This window comes from Streptomyces sp. NBC_01497 (assembly GCF_036250695.1).
Taxonomy (GTDB): domain Bacteria; phylum Actinomycetota; class Actinomycetes; order Streptomycetales; family Streptomycetaceae; genus Streptomyces.
Map to the genome: position 1 here is coordinate 375,820 of NZ_CP109427.1, position 15,009 is coordinate 390,828.

Genomic DNA, 15,009 nt, shown 5'->3' on the forward strand with positions numbered 1-15,009 from the left:
GCACGACGGCCGCCGCATCGAACCGGCCGCCGCCACACCACAGACGTCACGACACGGCCCGCGCAGGCCACACGCCCACGCGGACACGAGAGCACCGATTGCACACGCACGCCCCAGGAGGAGCCATGCCACGTCCCCGCAAGCCCGTCGCCCGCCCCGTCATCGCCATCGCCGGACTGGGCATCGAATCGTCCACCTTCTCGCCGGCACGCACCGAGGCCTCCGCCTTCCACCCGCTGCGCGGGGACGAGGTCATGACCCGCTACCCGTTCCTCGCCCCGGACGAGCCGCTGACCGTGGCCGCCGACTGGCACGGCGCCCTCGTCGGTAAGTCACTGCCCGGCGGCCAGGTCACCGCCGAGGCCTTCGCCTCCCTGACCGACGAACTGATCGAGCGCCTCGCGGCGATGCCCCCGCTGGACGGCCTCTGGTACGACATCCACGGCGCCATGACCGTCGAGGGCATCGACGACGCCGAGGCGCTGCTGCTCGCCCGCGTCCGCGAGACCGTCGGCCCCGACGTCATCGTGTCGACCTCCATGGACCTGCACGGCAATGTCTCCCGCGAACTGGCCCACGGCAGCGACCTGATCACCTGCTACCGGATGGCGCCGCACGAGGACGCCATGGAGACGAAGGAGCGCGCCGTCCGCAACCTCGTCGAGCTGCTCACCTCGGGTGCGCCCCGGCCGGTCAAGGCATGGGTCCCGGTGCCGGTGCTGCTGGCCGGCGAGCAGACCTCCACGCGGATCGAGCCCGCGAGGAGTGTCTACGCGGGAGTCCCGGAGGTGGAGGCCGCGCAGGGCGTCACCGACGCGGCGATCTGGGTCGGCTACGCCTGGGCCGACGAACCGCGCAACCGCGCGGTAGTCGTGGTGACCGGGCAGGACGAGAGTGCTGTCTCGGAGGGCGCCGAGCGGCTGGCGCGCGCCTTCTACGAGGCACGCGAGGACTTCGCGTTCGTCGCACCGACCGGCACGCTCGACGCCTGCCTGGACGACGCCCTGGCCTCCTCCGCCCGTCCCTACTTCATCAGCGACTCGGGCGACAACCCGACCGCCGGCGGCGCGGGCGACGTCACCTGGGGACTCGAACACGTCCTGGGGCGGCCTGAGTTCAAGGACCCCTCGGGCCCCACCGTGATCTACGCGTCGGTGCCCGGCCCCGCGGCGGTCGCCGCGGCCGCGGCGGCGGGCCTCGGCGCGACCGTGACCGTCACCGCGGGCGCCGAGGTCGACGACCGGCATGCCGGCCCCCTCACGCTGACCGGTGTCGTCCACGCGATTCGGCACGGCGATCGTGACGCCGAGACCGAGGTGGTCCTGCGGGTCGGCAGTGTGTACGCGATCCTCACGAAGCTGCGCAAGCCGTACCACCACGAGCACGACTTCACCGACCTCGACCTCGACCCCCGCGGTGCCGACGTCGTCATCGTCAAGATCGGCTACCTCGAACCCGAACTCTTCGACATGTCGGCCGACTGGAAGCTCGCGCTCACGCCGGGCGGCGTCGACCAGGACCTGGTGCGCCTCGGCCACCACCGCATTCGGCGCCCGATGTTCCCGTTCGACCGGAACATGGCGGAACCGGACCTGACGGCCCGCATCATCCCCCCCTCCGACGAACCGCTCTCCGCAACGGACGAGTGAGCCGGCGGCGCCGACGCTCCCACCGGACGAACGGCCGGTGTCCACACCCGCGAGAGCGCGTGCGGACACCGGCCGCGGACACCCACTGCGGGTAGGGGCCGTCACCGTCCGAGCGAGATCCGGTGCGACGGCACCCGGTCATGGGCCGCTCCAGAATCTCCTCCAGCGGTGTGTCTCGTTGTCGACGCGGGGGTGGTGCGTCGGCGCGGCACAGCGGGTCTCCTTGCGCGGGCATACGGCGCTGTGCGGACCTGTTGACCGTCCGGGACCCTCAAAAGCGTTCGCCGAAGTCGGCGGGTGCCGGCCTGCGGGCAGACCGCTTCGAATGATCCTCGGCCTGCACGAGCCCACCAGAGGCACCGTCACCGTCGACGGGCGCCCTTTCCGTGACCGCGCCCGCGGCCTGCGCCACGTCGGCGCTCTCCTCGACGCGCACGATGTGCACGCCGGGCGCAGCGCGGCAGCGCAACTGTCTGCCCTGGCCCGCAGCAACCGCATACCGCAACGCCGGGTGGACGAGGTGCTGCAGGAGGTCGGTCTTGCCGACGTCGCCCATCACCGCATCACCGGATTCTCACTCGGCATGAAACAACGGCTCGGCATCGCCTCCGCCCTGCTCGGCGATCCACCGGTGCTGCTGTTCGACGAGCCGCTCAACGGCCTTGACCCGGAAGGAGTTCGGTGGGTCCGCGATCTCTTCAGGCGGCTCGCCGCGGAGGGCCGCACCGTGTTCGTCTCCAGCCATCTGATGTCCGAGATGGAGCACACCGCCGAGCAACTGATCGTCATCGGCCGCGGCGAACTCATCGCAGCGGAACGCCTCACCGACTTCTCCGCCCGCGGCGCGCGCCACAGCACCGTGGTCGGCACCAGCGCCGCGCCCGTCCTGAAGGACCTGCTGACGGTCGAGGGCGCAGTCGTGGACGCCGAGGGCGAACTGCTCACCGTGACCGGTCTGACCCCGGTCCGCATCGGTGAGATCTCCCTGGAGCACCGCATTGCACTGCACCACCTCAGCACTCGGTCCGCCTCCCTGGAGGAGGCGTTCCTCCAGCTCACCGCAGACAGCGTCCAATATTTCGCAGGAGACCCACGGTGACCACAACCACGACGTACGTTCCCGCCGGCCACCTCGGCGTCGACGAACCCCGCGCCCGCTTTCACGACCTGGTGGCCGCCGAGTGGATCAAACTGCGCTCGCTCCGCTCGACCTGGATCGCCTACGGGGCAACAGCGGTGGCCGTTGTCGCGTTCAACACGGGCACCGCATACGACACGTACAACCACTGGCCGCAGCGAGACGCGGCGGACCGGGCCGGCTTCCTCCGGGACGGAATCGCGCTGCAGGAGGCGTTCACCACGAACGCCGCCATGGTCATGATGCTGGCACTCGGTGCCGACGGCGCCGTCGTGATCATCGGTGAGTACAGCACGGGCACCATCCGGACGACGTTCGCGGCGGTTCCGGCCCGCAGTTCGGTGATGGCGGCCAAGACCGTGGTCGTCCTCGCGGTCACCACCGGCTTCGGTGTGATCGTGGCAGGTGCCTCGTTCGGCCTGACGCAGGCAATTCTGGGCCGCCGGGGCGCAGACGTCCCGATCACCTACCCTGGTGCCCTGACCTTGATGCTGGCATCCGCCCTCCTTGCCCCCGTGTGTGCCCTCACCGGCATGGCGATCGGCTCTGTCATCAGGCGCACCGCAGCCACCATGATCGCCTCGGTCGTGGTCGCTCTCGTACTACCCCTCGTCTTCACCGACGGCCGTCACTGGTCGGCTGTCGCCGAGCACGCCACGCTCTACCAGGCGTGGAACCGGCTCGCAGAGGTCAGCCACTCCCCGACCGCGTTCCCGTGGACGGACGGCGGAGCGTGGACCGTCTACGCGGTGTGGGCGTTCACCGCGGCCGGGTTGGCCGTCACCAGCGCACACCGGCGCGATCAATGAGACGGGCAGCCGGCCAACTCCATGGATGGCGGGCCATCGCGGAACCCGAGCCCCGTGCGTATCCATCGACGCCTTCTGGTCCAATGCGGGAGTCGTGCGTCCCGTCGGCGGACTCGACCGTCCGGACGAGGCCGGCTCAAGCAAGGCAACCGTAGGTGAAAAGACACCACCAAACTTTGTGGCGCTTTCGGCTGTTCCTGGCCATGATCCCGACAAGGAACACAGGAAGGGGTCCCATGACGGGTGGGAGGAACGAACTCATGGAGCTGCTGCGACGGGCGGGGCTGGAAGCGGTGAGGGATGGGCGGGTCGAGGAGGTTCCGTTGCCCGAGGCCGCATGGCGGCCCCTCATTTCGAGCGGCGCCAAGCCGACCGTGGCCGTACGGGAGAACCGGCCCGATCTGGTAGCCGAGCTCAACGCACAGTGGCACCGGCTCGCGGTCAGCAAGGGGGTCATCGGCGAGGACGGCGCGTTCCTCATTGATGTCGCCGGCGCCCGGACGGCCCCTGGGCCCAGGCGCTGGACACGGGTGCGACTGACTGGGCAGTGGGACCTCGCCGGAGTACTCGGTGAGCGGCCCGGGCAGCCGGAGTTCGTCACCCTCGCCACCGATGGCAGCACCCTGATCGGAGTGACGACTGAGGAGGGGGAGATCTGGTTCACCCTGTTGGACCACCTCGCAGAGCACCAGGAGGCAGCCGCGGGGGTGGCGGCCCAGGAATCCCCGCAGGAGCGGGAAACTGCTTGGGCGGCACTGTTTCAGGGACCGGGGCCTTCGGCGAGGCTGCGCGAACTGTGGGCACACGGGCTGAGCCTCAACCTGGCCACCCCCGATGACCTCCGCGCGCGCCTCCTCGGCCTGTCGCACTTCCTCCTGTGGCGCCCCCTGCCGACGGCGGTCGTCGAGGCGGCCATCGTCCACCCGGACTGGAAACTTCGGCAGTTGCTGGCCGAAGTACAGCAGAACATCACCGCTGAGCAGTGGGCCCGCCTGATCCTGGGCGAGCAGGAATCCCGACACCGGTGGATCCTCACCCTGCTCGCGGCGGACAGGTGTGCCGAACTCACCGACGGCGCTTACGAGCAGCTCACCGCAGACCCGTCCGCACGGGTCCGGGAAGAGGCTGCTCGCCTTCCCGGACTGCCCGTGCGGATGCTCACCGCCTTGACCGCCGACGTCGACCCCTCCGTACGGACCTCGGCCTGCCGGAGCGCTTGGCCCCGGCTGGCTGCTCTCGCTCGGCGCGCGCTTTTGGGTGACCCCTCCGACACGGTCCGCATGGAGGCACTGTTCCGGTACCACCAGGAGTACCCGATGCCCCGATCGGTCTTTGACACCGGGGAGCTCCAGGACCGCGCGATAAAATCCTGCCGGCTGGAACGCGGCCTCGCCGCATACCTGGCTCACCACGGCATTACGGCCCAGCGTTGCTCCCTGGCGGGCAACCCGCACCTGGACCCGGACCTGGTCGGTCTCCTCGCTCAGGACTCCGACGAGCGTGTCCGATCCGTGGTGGCCACACGTTCCGACCTCTCCGAGGAGCAACGGGCCGTTATCCGGATCGACTTCGACCCGCACGGGCGCTACTCCGCGCTCGACTGGGTCGTGGCGCTCCACCGGGATCCCGACGCCATGCGCCGCTTGGCCGCCTCCACCCACCCCCTCGTACGCAGGAGTGTCGCCCGAGCCCGGCGCCTCCCGCCGGACGTCGTCGAACACCTCGCCCGCGACGAAGACCGAGTCGTGCAGCTCTTCCTTGCGGAATCCTGCGACGACGCGCCCGCGGATATGCTGCTGAGGGTGTGGCAATGGTGGACCGGCAGCCTCAGCAGCCCGGATCGTCCGCGCGGCCACCCGAACTTCCCCCGCCGCGACCTGCTCCGCCACGCCGACGACCTGAACCCACGGATGCGTCAATTGGCCCTGGACGACCCGGAGTCGACGATCGAGCTGGTCGAGCGATTCAGCCGGGACAGTGATGCGGAAGTACGACGCCGGGCCGCGACCGACGCCCGGCTCACACCCGCGTCGGCCGTGCGGTTGCTCGACGACCCGCATGCAGGCGTGCGCCACGCGGCGGCCCGGCATCCCGGCCTGCCCGCACGGGTCCTGATCCGCCTGCTCCGGGACCCCGACACCGCACAAATCGCGTCGCAGCACGCAGCGTTGCCCATCTCCGTCATGGAACTGATGCTCCAGCGCATTCAGCCTCCCGCCGACGCGACGCCGAGGCCTTGAGGCCGGTGGATCGACAGCCTTCCGCAGCTTCTGGCCGCTCGGATTGCTCGGGTTGTCAAAGGTCGCCCTGCCCCTCGGGTGGAGAGCCGGCGGCCGTCGGAGCACGACGGCGTGGACGGATGCGCGCGGCGCCACCGGTGCGGCCGGCTCGCAGATCGGGGTGGCACTCCGTCCTGAGGTGTGGCCGCCGGTCCCGGGGGCCGACAACGCGCCAGTCTTCCAGTTCCTGCCGGACTCGACGGGCGGGCTGGAAGGCGCAGAGGCCGAGAATGCCGGGTGGTTCGGCCAGGCCGAGGCCGCCGTCGTCCACCCAGGTGGTGATGTCGGCCGCGGCGCCGGGGTCGCTGACCTGGCCGAGCCAGGCGGGGCGTCCGCCGGCTGTGCGGCCTTCGGCACAGGGCGGATGACGATGTCGTTGGCGCGTTCGCAGGCGTCGAGGCAGTCGGCGCGCCGGATCGTCGCGACATCGGCCAGCGCGGTGACAGGACCGGCGCCCACCGCGCAGCGCCCCGTTCTCCGGGGAGCGCGCGACGCTCCCCTGCCGGACGGCGCCCACCCCGTCATCTTTCGTGCACATCCCTGACCGGGAAGATCGCCGATTGCTTCGGAAACGCGTCGAGAAAGCCGTCCCCGCAAGGGAACGAACACACTTGGCTCTCGTCCGGTGAACCGAAACCCCTGATACTTCCGTGTGAGCTACATGTGCGGCGATCCCATACGAGAAAGGTATATTCCGTGAATGCACCCCTGCCACTGTCGGCGACCGAAGGATCCGAGGCCGAGGCCTTGTTCCAGTTCGAGACCGGCGCGCCCGAGGGCGCCCGCTCAGCGCTCGGCATGAACGCCACGCGTGTCGGCGACGCCGTGGTGCTGTCGATGCGGAACGACCCGACGCAGTTCTGGAGCAAGGCCCTTGGTTTCGGTCGTACCGCCCCGGTCACCTCAGGGATGATTGCCGAAGTGTGTGCCTTCTACCGGGCGGAAGGGACCCCTCAGGCCGTCCTTCAGCTCGCGCCCTCCGTGCTGCCTGAAGACTGGACCGAGATCTGCGCCCGCGAAGGCATCACGGGCGGATCCTCATGGGTCAAGCTCGTCGCTGACGTGGACGAGGTGGTGGCCCGAGCCGACGACCCGGACCGGCGGCAGGCGGACGGCCTGCTTGCCGCCCCGGTCGAACCCGGTGAGGCCGACCGGTGGGCGTCGGTGATGATGCGGGGCTTCGGCATGCCTGAGGAGCACTACACCGAGATGGTCGCCGCCTCCGCGGTGCACCCCGACTGGTATCCCCACGCTGTCTGGCTGGACGGGGAGCTCGTGGGCACCGGGACCATGTACCGCAGTGGGGAATCAGCGCAGCTGTTCGCCGGCGCGGTGCTTGCGCACGCCCGTAACCGTGGCGGCCAGAGCGAACTGCTCGCCGCACGTGCACGGGTCGCGGGCACGCTGGGTTGCCGTCTGCTCGTTGCCGAGACCGGTACGGAGGCCGACGGCAGTCACAACCCCTCCCTCCACAACATGCTTCGCCTCGGCTTCCACGTGGCCTACGAGCGGCGCAACTGGCTGTGGCAGCCGGCCACCTGAATTCGATCATCCAGCGACGGCCGGGGCAGGCGGCCCCACCGCAGCCGGGGGCGAGCGGGCCTGCTCACGCAGCGGCGTGAAGCCGATGTCCAGCTTCGAGTCGTACGCCTCGGGCCGTAGGCCGAGCGCGGGCGTGCCGTACCGGCCGAACCCGTCGTATGCGCGGTCGGGCGGGGCGCGAGAACCCCCTCCCGGTCCGCGACAGCGTCGATTGCTGCAGCCCTCCCCCGGCCATCGACAGCGTCTTCCGCATCGACCAGTGAGCAGCGTTCTCCTGCCCCGGCTCCAGCATCCTGGCCACCAGGTCAGCCACCTGGTCATCGCTCACCGCGCGGGGTGGCCGGCACGGCACAGCGTCCGCAGGATCTGACGAAAGGTGTGCTCCCTGCCCCACCTGCCCGGAGCAGGGAGCACGCGTGTCTCCGGACGGAACGACGACTCCGTCAGAATGCGAACCGCTCGTAGCCCAGGGAGGTGCAGCCGTGGACGCCAGAGTGGATCTGGCCGATGGTTGCCGTCCCGACGGCATCGGAGCGCTTGGCCCGCAGCCGACGTCATTGCGCGGATAGCGAGCTTCGGAGGGCTTCAGCCGCGTCGACCATCGGCTGTCGGCTGTCGGCTGTCCGCTGTCGGGCCCCCAGATTCGCAACCCGCCCCGCCCGCCATTCGAGCAGCGGTGAACGTCGAGCGTTCGCTCGGTGGGCTGGGCACAGCACTCGCGTGGCGCGACATCCTTCAGGGGACGACGGCGCGCTCAACAGCGATGGGCCCTGGCGGCAAGGGCAGGGCAGGAACTGCTGGTTCCGGCAGCCGTATCTGCAGGCCGAGGGGACCTCGGGCCGGGTGAACGACACCTACGGCCCTACGCGGCGCCCGCCGCTGTGCGAGAAACGTGTTGGTCCCCGAGGGCGGCAAAAGACAAAGGCAAGGAGGTCTCTCTCCTTGCCACTCTTAACTTATAGCGCGTCGGGGGGCTTGCGGCAAGACCCAGGTGGTACCGCACAATCGTCGGCCGAGGCCACAACCTGCGGAAATGAGGGCACGACGTGCGGGTGTTGTTGTCGACGTACGGGGGGCGCGGTGACGTCGAGACAGGGGTGGGACCGGCAGTGCGGCTACGGCCGGCCGATCTGCGGAGAGAAGGCCACCGGAGATGAGGACGTACCCGAGAAGAGGTTCGACACGAGGCACAACACGAGGACCGGCAGAACTGGCACCGCCCGTGACGCGGTCGGCCGGTGCAGTGCGACGGAGCACGACTGCCTCGGAGGTGTCGCCATGAGTGAGCAATACGTGTTGCACCTTCAGGAGGTCGACGAGACGCAGATCGCGGTCGTCGGCGGCAAGGGCGCCCACCTGGGCGGGCTGTCGCGGATCGACGGCATCCGCGTACCGGGCGGCTTCTGCGTGACGACGGACGCGTTCCGGATGATCATGGCGCAAGCGCCGTCGATCGATGATCGGCTCGACCAGCTGTCGCGGCTGCGCCCGGACGACCGGGGACCGATCCGCCTGCTCAGCGCGGAGATCCGCCGGGCCATCGAAGAGATCACGATCCCCGACGCTATGGCAGCGGCGATCACCGGCGCGCTCGCCCAAGTCGGCGAGCAGGCGGCCTACGCCGTCCGATCGAGCGCTACAGCGGAGGATCTGCCGACGGCCTCGTTCGCCGGCCAGCAGGACACCTACCTGAACGTCGTGGGGCCGGCAGCGATCCTCCGGCACATCAGCAGGTGCTGGGCCTCGCTGTTCACCGAGCGGGCCGTGACCTACCGCCGGCGCAACGGCGTCGACGACCGTACGGTCCAGATGGCCGTGGTCGTGCAGCAGATGGTCTTCCCGCATGCGGCCGGCGTCCTGTTCACGGCCGACCCCGTCACGGGCAACCGGCAGACCGCCGTCGTGGACGCCGGCTTCGGCCTCGGCGAGGCCCTGGTCTCCGGGCTGGTGAACCCGGACGTCTTCACGGTGCGACACGGCGAAGTCGTGGCCAAGGCGATCGCCGCCAAAGCGCGCGCCATGTGCGCGCTGCCGGCCGGCGGTACGCGGGAAGTGCCGATCGACTCGCAGCGGCAGGAGCAGCCGGCCCTGACGGATGCGCAGGCCGTGCGGCTCGTGCAACTCGGGCGCCGGATCGAAGCGCACTTCGGCTGCCCTCAGGACATCGAATGGTGCCTGGCCGATGATGACTTCCACATCGTGCAGAGCCGGCCGATCACGACGCTGTTCCCCGTCCCCGAGTCCGGCGACCAGGAGAACCACGTCTACGTCTCCGTCGGCCACGGGCAGATGATGACCGACCCGATGAAGCCGCTGGGCGTTTCCGTGTGGCAGCTGACGGCCATGGCGCCGATGCACGAGGCCGGCGGACGGCTGTTCGTCGACGTCACTCGTCGTTTGGCCTCGCCTGCGAGCCGCGCCGGCCTCCTGGACGCCATGGGCAGAGGTGATCCGCTGGTCAGGGACGCACTGCAGACCGTCCTGGACCGCGAGGATTTCGTCCCGTCCCTCCCGGACACGTCTGCGGGCGGGCCGCCGGCCGGCGGTGCGCCCGTGCCGGTGGAGACCGATCCGGCCATCGTCACTGAGCTGATCGAGCGCAGTCGGGCGTCCCTCGCCGCCTTGGAGAGTGGCATCCGGACGAAGAGGGGAGCGGCGCTGTTCGACTTTCTGCTGGAGGCCTTCGAGGAGCACAGGCGGGTCCTCAGCGATCCGCTCAGCCTCAAGGCGATCATGGCGGGAATGGAGGCCACCTGGTGGCTCAACGACACGCTGCGGGAGTGGCTGGGCGAGAAGAACGCGGCCGACACGCTCACCCTGTCCGCTCCCGACAACGTCACGTCGGAGATGGGACTGGCGCTGCTCGACGTCGCCGATGTGATCCGCCGGCATCCGGACGTGGTGGCGTTCCTTCAGGGTGTCGAGGACGAGAGCTTCCTGGCCGCGTTGCCGAAGCTCACGGGCGGGACCGAAGCGCGCGACGCCATCGATGCCTACCTCGACCGCTACGGCATGCGCTGCGCCGGCGAGATCGACATCACGAGGCCGCGTTGGCGTGAGCGCCCCAGCACGCTCGTGCCCGTGATCCTCGACAACGTCAGGAATTTCGAGCCTGGTGCCGCCGAGCGCCGCTTCGAGCACGGACGGCAGCTGGCACGGAAGAAGGAACAGGACGTGCTGTCACGCCTGCGGTCTCTGCCGGACGGGGACCGGAAAGCCGACGAGGCCAAGCGGATGATCGACCGGGTCAGGACCTTCATCGGTTACCGGGAGTACCCGAAGTACGGGATCGTCAGCCGTTACTTCGTCTACAAGCGGGCCCTGCTGGAAGAGGCCGAGCGCCTCGTGCAGGCGGACGTACTTTCTGCGAGGGAGGACGTCTTCTACCTCACGCTCCAGGAGTTCCAAGACGTCGTGCGCTCGCACCAGGTGGATGACCGGCTCATCCAGCAGCGCAAGGAGGCCTTCCGGGCGTACCACGCGCTCACACCGCCCCGGGTCCTCACATCGGACGGCGAGGCCCTCACCGGGGCGTACCGGCGCGACGACGTGCCGGCCGGCGCCCTGATCGGCTTGCCGGTTTCCGCCGGGACCATCGAGGGCAGGGCCCGCGTCATCGTCGATATGGCGGAGGCCGATCTGGAGGCGGGTGACATCCTGGTCACGGTGTACACGGACCCCAGTTGGTCGCCCCTGTTCGTCGGAATCAAGGGTCTGGTGACGGAAGTGGGCGGGCTGATGACCCATGGCTCAGTGATCGCCCGGGAGTACGGCCTGCCGGCCGTCGTGGGCGTGGAGCAGGCCACCCGGCTGATCCGGGACGGACAGCGGATCCGTGTGTACGGAAGCGACGGGTACGTCGAGATCCTGCCCTGAGCGATCCGTACCGTGGCCTCTCTGCGGGGCCGGCCACGGTGCGGATCATGCGGCGCTGGTGCGGGCCATCGTCGACCCACTTGCGGGGACCGGCGAACTCAGGGGGGCGCACCCGACGTCGTCGAGGAAGGCGTTCGTACCACCCGCACCCCTGCCGCGGCAGGGGTGCTCACCGCCGCCATCGACCGCTGATGGGGCGACATGTTCTCGACTGGCAACGACGTTACGTGACCGCTGCGCGCGGAACCGATGCTGCTACGAACATGGTCCGTGACTGCCGGTTCAGCAGCCTCGGCCATGATTCGCCGCCCTTCGCTACCGCTGCCGGTGCGGTATCAGGCGGAATTCTTGTCGCCAACGGGATTTCCCCCGTGCGCCACTGTGGATATGGTGCCGACTTCGCGTGCCGGACACCATGCGCCCCTGGCGTCTGGTGATCACGCAAAGCTCGCTGGCGAGGACTACGGCCGGAGTCGTGGGGGACTCGGTCAGTGTGGGCGATTCCGCCACTCCTGGACCAAGGAGTCCGCATCGATATCGCTTGTTTCCTCCTCAACGCCTCCGAGACTGGTACCTCCGCCCTTGTCCTGCCAATACTCAAGCATTTCTTTCCGCTGCTGCTTGGACTGCTTTTCAACCCAGCTTCGATTGTCCGGCGACATTCGGTCCATGATCTTTTCCAACGCGTCATCGGATGACATGAATTCCTCCTCGTTTGGAGAACTCTTTTCAGCCGGCCGGCCCGCTGCGTCACGGCCAGGCCGTGTATCAGCCGAACGTCGACTCCGCAGACTCGGCACACTTCTTCTGCTCCCGCTGCGCGAGGGCCGGCCCGAGACCGGACCACGTCACGGGCCGTATGCCGACCCTGTCTGCCGTGTCGGCGCCGGCTGGCTCATCGACGTCACCCACGAAGCGACCCTCAGCCCCTGCGTCATACAGGCATCGACGAAAGCATGATCGCTGCGCAGACCCTTGTCGTGCTGAGTTCGACCAGCCATGACTCTCCCGGGAAACCGACAACAGTCCTACTACCGTCACGCGGAAGCCGCACAGTCGCATCCTGGAACCACTCAGACCCGCTGCTCTGGAGAAAAAAGACCGTCCACCACGTGGTATGCGGCTACTCACAGTCCGGTAGCGCGGCGTAGGGCGACACGACAAGGCCACGAGGTCTCGTCCATCGCCAGGCCTGCCGCGTGAGCCAACTGCCCCGATCGCGACGCGCCCTCATCGTCACCGCTGGAGCCGCGCGGGACGGCCGGCGCGGATGGCCGCGCGGAATCCGGGCCGATCCGGTTCGCGCAGGGGGGGTTCGCAACCGTTTCGGCGGTCGCCAGGGCCGGTCCGCGGCGGGACCCGTGGAACGGGATGGGCCCGTCGATGGAAGGGTCACGCCGTGAGGGCATCCGCCTCGCGTGCCGGCGTCGCCGAACGATAGGCGGGCTCAGGCAGCGACTTGGGCGCCTGCGCGATGACGACATCGAGCAAGCCCGGGAAGCGAGCATCGAGGTCTTCCCGGCGCAGGCGATTCAGCCGCCGGGTCCCTTCGTCGCGCTGGCGGATCACACCGGCTTCCCGGAGCACCTTGAAGTGGCCGCTCTGGGTCGATCTGCTGACCGGAAGCGCGAAGCTCACGCACGCTGGTTCGGCACTCTGCCCGACCTCGGCGAGGCGACCGACGATGGCCAGCCGCAACGGATCGGCGAGCGCGGCCAGTACAGCGGTGAAATCCAACTGGTCACGCTCGGGGTGGACGAGTTCATTCGCTGTGCGGCTGGCCATCTCCCCATCATACCCGGCATGTGTTCGGATGTTCCGAACATCTTCCATGTTCGACCATCCTGAACATATATGGAGAGATGACAGATGGTGTTCCAGAAACTACGATCCGCACCCAGCTGGGCCACGTTGATCGCCTGCTGTGCGGCCCAGTTCATGGTCATCCTGGATGTGACCATCGTGAACGTCGCCGTGCCCCAGATGCGTGACGACCTCGGGCTCGGCGCCAACGGAGGCAGTGGGTCATCAACGCCTACACCCTCACCTTCGCCGGTTTCCTGATGCTGGGCGGACGAGCCGCCGATCTGTGGGGCCGCCGGCGGATCTTCCTGACCGGCCTGGCCCTGTTCACCGTCTGCAGCCTGATAGGAGGCCTGGCACAGAGCGGAGCCTGGCTCATCACAGCTCGCGCGGGGCAGGGCATCGGCGGTGCCATCCTCGCGCCGGCCAGCCTCTCCCTCCTGACGACCCGCTTCACCGACCCGTACGAGCGGCGCAAGGCACTCGGCGCCTGGCCCATCACCTCCGCCAGCGGCGCGGCCCTCGGAGTCCTGGCGGGCGGCATCCTCACCGATCTGCTGAACTGGCGTTGGGTTCTCTTCGTCAACGTCCCCATCGGGGCCGCGGTGGTGGCCCTGACACTGCTGGCGCTGGCCGAATCGCGTCTGGACGGGGCGAGGCCGCGACTCGATGTCTTGGGCGCCCTGACCGTCAGCTCGGGCCTGGCGGTCCTCGTCTACGGAATCGTCGGCACCACCAGTCATCCTTGGGGTTCGGCGCGGACCCTGACCACGCTGGCCGTCGGCGTCGCGCTGCTCACCGCGTTCGCGATCACCGAGATCTACTTCGCCAGAAGCCCGCTCGTACCCTTCTCCGTCTTCAAACGGCGCTCGCTCGCCGTCGTGAACGCGGTGACCGTATCGATCGGCGCGGCCAATTTCGGTGCCTACTACTTCTTGTCCCTCTACCTCCAGCAGGTCGAGAAATACTCCCCCTGCAGGCCGGACTGGATTTCCTGCCCGTGGGCCTCAGCGCCTTCACCGGCGCACCGGTCGGCACCCGACTGGTGGTGAGCCTGGGAGTCCGGAACCAGCTCATTGAGGCTTTTTCAACCTGCGGTTGAGCTGGCGTGATGCAGGGTGAGTACGGCCTGGACGAGGCCGGTGATGCGAGTGGTCGAGCAGCGAAGTTTGCGGAGTAGTCGCCAGGACTTGAGGGTGGCCATGGCTTGCTCGACGAGGGCTCGGATCTTGGCCTGAGATCGGTTCACGGCCTGCTGACCGGCGGAGAGAGCCTCCCATCGGCCGCGGAAGGGGACCCGGATCGTGCCGCCGGCGCCTTGGTAGCCCTTGTCCGCCCAGCAGGGGAGGTGGGCCTGGTCAAGAGCATCGATGATGCCGTGTTCCCGGGCTGCGCGAACGTCGTGGACGGCCCCAGGCAGTGCCGGCGAGGCCCACAGCAGCCGGCCGAACGGGTCGGCGATGACCTGCACGTTCATGCCGTGTCTCTTGTGCTTGCCGGAGTAGTAGGGCCGGTCGGCAGCGATCCGGTCGATGGGCAGGAGAGTCCCGTCGAGCAGGACGTAAGCCTTCGTCGATGCGGCTTGGACAGCCTCGTCGAGGGTCGGTGCGAGGGCGGCCAGGAGGTCGACGGCCTCGCTGATGTAGCGGTAGACCGTGCTCGTCCCAATCTCGAAACCCGCTGCGAGCTGGGCGTACGTAGTCCCGTTGCGCAGATGCGCCAACACCAGCAGAGCTTGACGGCCGACCGATAGCCGGCGCCAGCGGCTTCCGATCCGGCGACGGTGTTCGCGCAGACGAGTGGCGAGGTACGTCAAGGACCGACTGGACACGTCCAGCCCGCACCGGTAGACAAGCACGTGAAGCCTCTGGTGGGTATCGGGTGATCTTGGTCGTGAACCCGTCTACCAGAGG

General features: G+C 68.9%; 10 protein-coding genes. 7 read left to right on the forward strand and 3 right to left on the reverse strand.

Annotated elements, in window-relative coordinates:
• Positions 1–125 precede the first annotated feature (125 nt).
• The 6 genes from OG310_RS01745 to rph all read left to right on the forward strand — a co-directional run bounded on the left by OG310_RS01745 (position 126) and on the right by rph (position 11,293).
• Entirely contained in the window at positions 126–1,649 is a 1,524-nt protein-coding gene (locus tag OG310_RS01745; RefSeq protein ID WP_329454077.1) for a M81 family metallopeptidase, read from the forward strand.
• A 223-nt stretch (positions 1,650–1,872) separates the two neighbouring features.
• Positions 1,873–2,748 (forward strand): ATP-binding cassette domain-containing protein, encoded by an 876-nt coding sequence (locus tag OG310_RS01750; protein WP_443078527.1) that lies wholly within the window; start codon positions 1,873–1,875, stop codon positions 2,746–2,748.
• Complete coding sequence (locus OG310_RS01755) at positions 2,745–3,596, forward strand: ABC transporter permease (RefSeq protein ID WP_329454079.1); 852 nt, start codon at positions 2,745–2,747, stop codon at positions 3,594–3,596. The genes OG310_RS01750 and OG310_RS01755 overlap by 4 nt, the downstream gene beginning before the upstream one ends.
• 236 nt (positions 3,597–3,832) lie before the next feature.
• Positions 3,833–5,836 (forward strand): PE-PGRS family protein, encoded by a 2,004-nt coding sequence (locus OG310_RS01760; protein WP_329454080.1) that lies wholly within the window; start codon positions 3,833–3,835, stop codon positions 5,834–5,836.
• Positions 5,837–6,571: 735 nt separating this feature from the next.
• Positions 6,572–7,417: a GNAT family N-acetyltransferase gene (locus tag OG310_RS01765; protein WP_329454081.1), complete on the forward strand. Its 846-nt coding sequence runs from the start codon at positions 6,572–6,574 to the stop codon at positions 7,415–7,417.
• A 1,278-nt stretch (positions 7,418–8,695) separates the two neighbouring features.
• Positions 8,696–11,293: a rifamycin-inactivating phosphotransferase gene (rph, locus tag OG310_RS01770; RefSeq protein ID WP_329459988.1), complete on the forward strand. Its 2,598-nt coding sequence runs from the start codon at positions 8,696–8,698 to the stop codon at positions 11,291–11,293.
• Positions 11,294–11,781: 488 nt separating this feature from the next.
• Here the strand turns inward: rph and OG310_RS01775 are convergent, their stop codons facing one another.
• A complete protein-coding gene (locus OG310_RS01775; protein WP_329454082.1) occupies positions 11,782–11,994 on the reverse strand; it encodes a hypothetical protein in 213 nt (70 codons plus the stop codon).
• Positions 11,995–12,685: 691 nt separating this feature from the next.
• Positions 12,686–13,078 (reverse strand): ArsR/SmtB family transcription factor, encoded by a 393-nt coding sequence (locus tag OG310_RS01780; RefSeq protein WP_329454083.1) that lies wholly within the window; start codon positions 13,076–13,078, stop codon positions 12,686–12,688.
• Between the two features lie 242 nt (positions 13,079–13,320).
• Between OG310_RS01780 and OG310_RS01785 the strand changes: the two genes are divergently transcribed.
• Positions 13,321–14,148, forward strand: a complete 828-nt coding sequence (locus OG310_RS01785; protein ID WP_329459989.1) for an MFS transporter — start codon at positions 13,321–13,323, stop codon at positions 14,146–14,148.
• Positions 14,149–14,183: 35 nt separating this feature from the next.
• Here the strand turns inward: OG310_RS01785 and OG310_RS01790 are convergent, their stop codons facing one another.
• Positions 14,184–14,954, reverse strand: a complete 771-nt coding sequence (locus OG310_RS01790) for an IS5 family transposase (RefSeq protein WP_329454084.1) — start codon at positions 14,952–14,954, stop codon at positions 14,184–14,186.
• Positions 14,955–15,009 lie beyond the last annotated feature (55 nt).